Origin of the sequence: Shewanella sp. cp20 (genome assembly GCF_000832025.1) — a bacterium.
Lineage (GTDB): Bacteria > Pseudomonadota > Gammaproteobacteria > Enterobacterales > Shewanellaceae > Shewanella.
In genome coordinates this window covers 49,217-55,338 of record NZ_JPII01000041.1, presented here as the reverse complement: position 1 = coordinate 55,338, position 6,122 = coordinate 49,217, and the positions used below count along the sequence as shown (strand labels likewise).

General features: G+C 52.7%; 6 protein-coding genes and 1 tRNA gene. 4 read left to right on the top strand and 3 right to left on the bottom strand.

Features of this window, described 5'->3' with window-relative positions; all coding sequences use genetic code 11:
- Nucleotides 1-804: 804 nt before the first annotated feature.
- A tRNA-Ser gene (locus DB48_RS13655) sits at nt 805-895 on the bottom strand.
- Between the two features lie 189 nt (nt 896-1,084).
- Between DB48_RS13655 and DB48_RS13650 the strand changes: the two genes are divergently transcribed.
- Entirely contained in the window at nt 1,085-1,576 is a 492-nt protein-coding gene (locus DB48_RS13650; protein ID WP_041510786.1) for a type IV pilin protein, read from the top strand.
- Between the two features lie 11 nt (nt 1,577-1,587).
- On the opposite strand, the gene yjjG is transcribed toward DB48_RS13650, so the two are convergent.
- The gene (gene yjjG / locus DB48_RS13645) at nt 1,588-2,265 is read right to left on the bottom strand and encodes a pyrimidine 5'-nucleotidase (RefSeq protein ID WP_041510785.1); all 678 of its coding nucleotides are present in this window, start codon (nt 2,263-2,265) and stop codon (nt 1,588-1,590) included.
- Between the two features lie 163 nt (nt 2,266-2,428).
- Between yjjG and lepB the strand changes: the two genes are divergently transcribed.
- Entirely contained in the window at nt 2,429-3,112 is a 684-nt protein-coding gene (lepB, locus tag DB48_RS13640; protein WP_041510784.1) for a signal peptidase I, read from the top strand.
- 46 nt (nt 3,113-3,158) lie between these two features.
- On the opposite strand, the gene DB48_RS13635 is transcribed toward lepB, so the two are convergent.
- A complete protein-coding gene (locus DB48_RS13635; protein WP_235375404.1) occupies nt 3,159-3,626 on the bottom strand; it encodes a hypothetical protein in 468 nt (155 codons plus the stop codon).
- Nucleotides 3,627-3,805: 179 nt separating this feature from the next.
- Here DB48_RS13635 and ubiD point away from each other — a divergent pair, with 179 nt between their 5' ends.
- Nucleotides 3,806-5,287 (top strand): 4-hydroxy-3-polyprenylbenzoate decarboxylase, encoded by a 1,482-nt coding sequence (gene ubiD, locus DB48_RS13630; RefSeq protein WP_041510782.1) that lies wholly within the window; start codon nt 3,806-3,808, stop codon nt 5,285-5,287.
- 134 nt (nt 5,288-5,421) lie between these two features.
- The gene (gene fre / locus DB48_RS13625) at nt 5,422-6,120 is read left to right on the top strand and encodes an NAD(P)H-flavin reductase (protein ID WP_041510781.1); all 699 of its coding nucleotides are present in this window, start codon (nt 5,422-5,424) and stop codon (nt 6,118-6,120) included.
- Nucleotides 6,121-6,122: the final 2 nt, after the last annotated feature.

Here is a 6,122-nt window from a genome sequence, read left to right as displayed (position 1 = left end):
TAATTGTAGAATAACTACTTATCTAAAAATCCTGCTTTGTTCTCAAGCGTTTTTCCTGCGCTATTTCTGATCACATGTTTACTGTGATTGGTATAACACGGCTCCATAGGACAGAATGAAAAGCGCCGACAAGGCAGTGCCCAGCACTCGAAAGCTAGAACGAAAAAAGGCTTCCCTTTCTGGAAGCCTTTCCTCTTAAAGTGGCAAAGAGATAGTCGGGCACTCTGTTGAAAGGCATTAGCATTAGGAACCTTGGGTTCAAATAATCCCGATAGTCAGTCTTTAAGTATTTACTCGCTAGAACGAAAAAAGGCTTCCATTTCTGGAAGCCTTTTCTCTTAATATGATAGAGAGATAGCCAGATTTAAATATTAGGAACCCGGCTATGACTCAAATGCTATATGCTAGATAGCACCAAGCCCGCTATAAAGCGGGCTTGGTTAATGTGGCAGAGGGATAGCCGGATCTAAACATTAGGAACCCTGGGTTCAAATAATCCCGATAGTCAGTCTTTAAACATTTACTCGCTAAAACGAAAAAAGGCTTCCATTTCTGGAAGCCTTTTCTCTTAATGTGATAGAGAGATAGCCAGATTTAAATATTAGGAACCCGGCTATGACTCAAATGCTATATGCTAGATAGCACAAAGCCCGCTATAAAGCGGGCTTGGTTAATGTGGCAGAGGGATAGCCGGATCTAAACATTAGGAACCCTGGGTTCAAGTGATCCCGATAGTCAGTCTTTAAGTATTTACTCGCTAGAACGAAAAAAGGCTTCCATTTCTGGAAGCCTTTTTTCTTAATGTGGCGGAGAGATAGGGATTTGAACCCTAGACGGGCTATAAACCCGTGCCGGTTTTCAAGACCGGTGCATTCGACCACTCTGCCATCTCTCCGAACGCCGAGAATAGTAAGGAAATGGACTTTAAATGTAAAGCCTAAATTTCACTAACTGAGCAACAAATAATCCATTAAGGCATTTTTCGACAACAAATGCGTTAAAAACAACCTTTTTAAGCTTGTTTAGGGGATAAAATGCTCGCTCAGGGTGTAGTATAAACACAAAGAAAACTGCAGGTAGCAAGATGAAACCTAACGGATTTACCCTAATTGAACTTGTCATCACAGTGATCATACTGGCGATTCTGGCAACGATAGCCCTGCCACGCTTCATCAATATCCAGTCCGATGCCCGCGTTGCAGCCCTTCAGGGACTCAAAGGGGAGATGAGCGGCACCCTGCCCCTGGTCTTCACCAAGGCGAACCTGGAAAACCTGCAGACTCAGGCCAGCACCAATATCAGCCTCAACGGCGATCTGGTCGAGCTTGCCTATGGTTACCCCTCCGCCGACTCGGCCCACGCCTGGGCACTGTTATTAGAAGCCACCTTTGCCGATGCGGTATTCAATGCCGACGATCCGGCCGATTGGTACTTTCACAATAACAAGGCCGAGCCTTTTATCCGCTTCATGCACCCAAGCAGGAAATCCAGCGGCCAAAACTGCTACCTCAAATACACTCAGGCCCTGAGTACTACCCAGGGCCCGACCTTCGAGATTGTCGATTCAGGCTGTTAGCCCGAATTGAATTAGCCTTTAAGCAGCAGGTGTTGTAGCTCGGTGAGTGAAGTCACCTGATAGTGTGGCGTTATCCCCTCGGGTGCGGGCTGACTGGCAGGGTTCAGCCAACAGGTATCGAACCCGGCATTGAGCCCACCCTGAATATCCGAATGAGGGTTATCCCCCACCATCAACACATGCTCCCTGGGGGGATGAGCCATCTGCGACAAGGCGTGTTCAAAGATCGCCACGTCGGGTTTGGCAACGCCAACCTCTTCGGAGATCACCACGGGCGAAAAGGCATGCAGCAAGCCGGTGCGTTCTAGGCGCACCGTCTGCAGGTCGGTGAAACCATTGGTAATGATCCCCATCTTCACCTTGCCATAGAGGGCGTCCACTAGCTCGGCGGCGCCGGGCAACAAGGTACAGATATCGGCCATGGCCGAAAGAAACGCCGCGTTGAGATGCTCGGCGGTCACAGAGAGCTTCTCGGCCCAACGCTCGAAACGAGTCACCTGCAGGTGGCGGGCGCTGATCTTGCCGTCTTGATAATCCACCCACAAAGGCAGATTAACCGTTTGATACTCTTCGAAATCGCTAAGGGTGAAGTCCACACCGAAACGCGAAAACATCAGCTGTAATCCTTTAAAGGCGTCGAAATGAAACAGGGTTTCATCGGCGTCAAATAATATCCACTGGTACTTCATTCTCTCTCCATGGGATGGCCTCAGGACAAGTGGATGCACTATATCAATGCCACGCTGAGCAGAGCAAAAATATTTGCTTACGCTTATACGCTAATGCGGTTGGAACCACTCGGGCAAACAAGCGTCTGACTCTGCAAGACACTTTACTTTCCAAGGAGTTGGTATGCTAAAAAAAGTGATTCGTTCTATAAAACAACATCGCCAGTTCATCCTGTTTATCGGCCTGATGCTGGTGTTTCGCAGTGCCGTCGCCGACTGGAATCATGTCCCCAGCGGCTCCATGCTGCCCACCATAGTGCAGGGAGATCGCATACTGGTGAACAAGATGGCCTACGATCTGCGTCTGCCCTTTACCCATATCAGCCTGATGAAGCTGGCGGATCCAGAGCGTGGCGACATCATCACCTTCGACTCGGCCGTGGCCGACAAGAAGCTGGTCAAACGCATCATAGGCCTGCCCGGTGACACACTGGCCATGCGCAACAATCGCCTCTACCTGAATGGTGAGGCCTTAAGCTACCAAGAGACGCCCAATAACACTGACGAGCAGCAAGTCTTTGGCACAGAAAAACAAGCCTATAGCGAACGGCAAGAAGTCCTTCCAGGCAAGCCTCACACCATCAGGCTCAATGCCCAACCGTCTAGACTTGCCAATTTTGGTCCTGTGACCGTGCCCGAGGGGCAGTACCTGGCCCTTGGTGACAATCGCGACGCCAGCGCCGACTCCCGCGTCATCGGCTTCGTCCCCCGCGAAGAGATCACCGGCAAGGCCCATAGAGTCGCCTTCTCCAACGACCCGGAACACTACTACCTATTCCGGCCAGAGCGTTGGTTGCAGCCACTCTAAAGCCTAAAGCCTAAAGCCTAAAGCCTAAAGAGTTAAGCCGCGGCGCCTACTTTACAATCCGGTAGCTGTCGCTATTCCAGTCGTAGACATACTCAACGCCTTGCCATTCGTATACCGTCCTACCGTCCTTCACCTTCACTCTGGCATTGGCTGGCAGGCTATGAATCGCATCGCTCTGAGCAAGGCTAGTGGTCACCCGCTGTGGTGGTGCGATAGGTTTAGGCTCCCGGCGCTTACGCGGCTGATAGCGATAGGGGTAACGCCAGTCGTCTCGCCAGTAGCCCCAGTCATTGCGCCAGTAGCCATGGCGCCAGTAGGGAAAACCTGTGCCTATACCGACTTGCCAGCGCCAAGGGTCATAGAAGTCCCGATGCCAACCAGGGCGATAGCCCCACCCTAGACCTACGTATGGATTCAGCTCATATTTGTCTGTCTTCAGCGCCCAAGCGTCGGTAGCAATCGGCGGCAAGGCACCAAGCCACAACAGCCCAGCCAGGAGTAATAAAGGGTTCACATTAAGCCTCATCTTGCCACCTCATGCCCGAGAGATTCACCGCATCTTACCCTTAATTATACGCCCTGAAAATCTTGCCATGCCGGGGTCGCAAAGCCGGTGTAAGGCATTTGGGAATAACGCCCATAAATGGTATAGTGCGCGCCATATCACATTTTTCTCAACGCGAGTATTTCCAAATGAGTTTTAAGGATTTACGCAGTTTTATCGATCACCTCGAAGCCAATGGCGAGCTAAAACGCATTAGCCACCCCGTCGATCCCCATCTGGAGATGACAGAGATCGCCGATCGTGTGCTAAGAGCCAAGGGCCCGGCGCTGCTGTTTGAAAATCCTGTCGGCAAGACCATGCCGGTATTGGCTAACTTATTTGGCACTCCCAAACGCGTCGCCATGGCCCTGGGCAAAGAAGACCCGCTCGCCCTACGCGATGTGGGTGAGCTGCTGGCCTTCCTCAAGGAACCCGAGCCGCCACGCGGCTTTAAAGACGCCATCGCCAAGATCCCCATGTTCAAGCAGGCGCTAAACATGCCACCCAAGACGGTACGCAATGCTCCGTGTCAGGAGGTTGTGGTCAGTGGCGATGAGGTGGATCTCACCAAGCTGCCCATTCAGCACTGCTGGCCCGGCGATGTCGCCCCCTTGGTCACCTGGGGACTCACCATCACCAAGGGACCGAGACAGAAACGCCAGAATCTGGGGATCTACCGCCAGCAATTGCTGGGCAAGAACAAGCTGATCATGCGCTGGCTGGATCATCGCGGCGGCGCGCTGGATTTCAAAGACTTTAAGGCGCAGCATCCCGGCGAACGTTATCCCGTGGTGGTGGCCCTGGGCGCCGATCCTGTGACCATACTTGGCGCCGTGACGCCAGTACCCGATGCCATGAGCGAGTACGCCTTTGCCGGTCTACTGCGCGGCGAACGCACCGAGGTGTGTAAGGCGCTGAGCTGCGATCTCGAAGTGCCCGCCACCAGCGAGATCATCCTCGAAGGTTATATCGAGCCCGGCGAGATGGCCGAAGAAGGGCCCTACGGGGATCACACGGGTTACTACAACGAGACCGACGAGTTCCCTGTCTTCACCGTGACCCATGTGAGCCACAGACGCGACGCTATCTATCACAGTACCTACACCGGCAGGCCACCCGATGAGCCCGCCATGTTGGGTGTGGCACTGAACGAGGTGTTCGTGCCTATCTTGCGCAAGCAATATCCGGAAATCGTCGACTTCTATCTGCCGCCCGAAGGCTGCTCCTATCGCATGGCGGTGATCTCCATCCGCAAGCAGTATCCGGGACATGCCAAGCGGGTGATGATGGGCGCCTGGTCCTTCCTGCGCCAGTTCATGTACACCAAGTTCATCATCATAGTGGATGAAGATGTCAACTGCCGCGACTGGAACGATGTGATCTGGGCCATCACCACCCGGATGGATCCCAAGCGCGATACCGTGATGATAGACAACACGCCTATCGACTACCTGGATTTCGCCTCCCCGGTTGCCGGACTCGGCTCTAAAATGGGGATGGATGCCACCAACAAGTGGGAAGGGGAAACCAATCGCGAATGGGGCACCCCTATCGTCATGGACGAAGCGGTCAAACAGAGGATCGATGCGATCTGGGATGACCTGGGCATAGACGAAGCGCCAACGCTATAATCAATATCAGACATAAACTAATCGTCTGAATTTTAAAAATAAATCAAAGAAGTTAACCCTTTGAATACTTGAACAATTTAATCAGGTATTCAAAGGAGCTAAACCTCCACAGAGAGGGTCTGAAAGGAAAACGAATGAACACCATACGCTGTAAAGTTGAACATGTTACCGCCTTTAATGATGCCGTCTATCAGGTAGCATTAACCCCAGAAACCAGCTTCGAATTTAAGGCTGGTCAGTACCTTTGCGTCGTAATGGGTGAAAAAGATAAACGTCCCTTCTCTATCGCCTCTGCGCCAGGCCAGGAGCAGATCGAGCTGCACATAGGTGCCGCCGTCAGCGAGAGCTACCCCATGCAGGTGGTCGAGCGCCTGCAGCAGAGCGAATATATCGACATCGAAGCGCCGGGCGGCGAAGCCTTCCTACGCACCGACAGCCATAGACCCCGCCTGCTGATCGCCGGCGGCACAGGTTTCTCCTACATCAAGAGCATAGTCGAACAGGCGATCGCCCTTGGGCAGAATGTTGAGACCACCCTCTACTGGGGCTGTCGTAATCAAGACGCCATGTACTATGAGTCGCTGGCACGCCAGTGGCATCAGGATCACCCCTGGCTACATTTCGTGCCAGTGGTAGAAGAGTCGACGCCAGAGTGGCAAGGCAAGACGGCCAACCTGTTGGCGCAGATCAAGCAAGATTATGTCAGCCTCAACGGCTATGACATCTATATCGCCGGTCGTTTCGACATGGTCGGCGCGGCGCGCGAAGTGTTCCGTGAGATAGGCGTCGAAGAGCAGCACCTCTACGGCGATGCCTTCGCCTTCATCAAGTAATG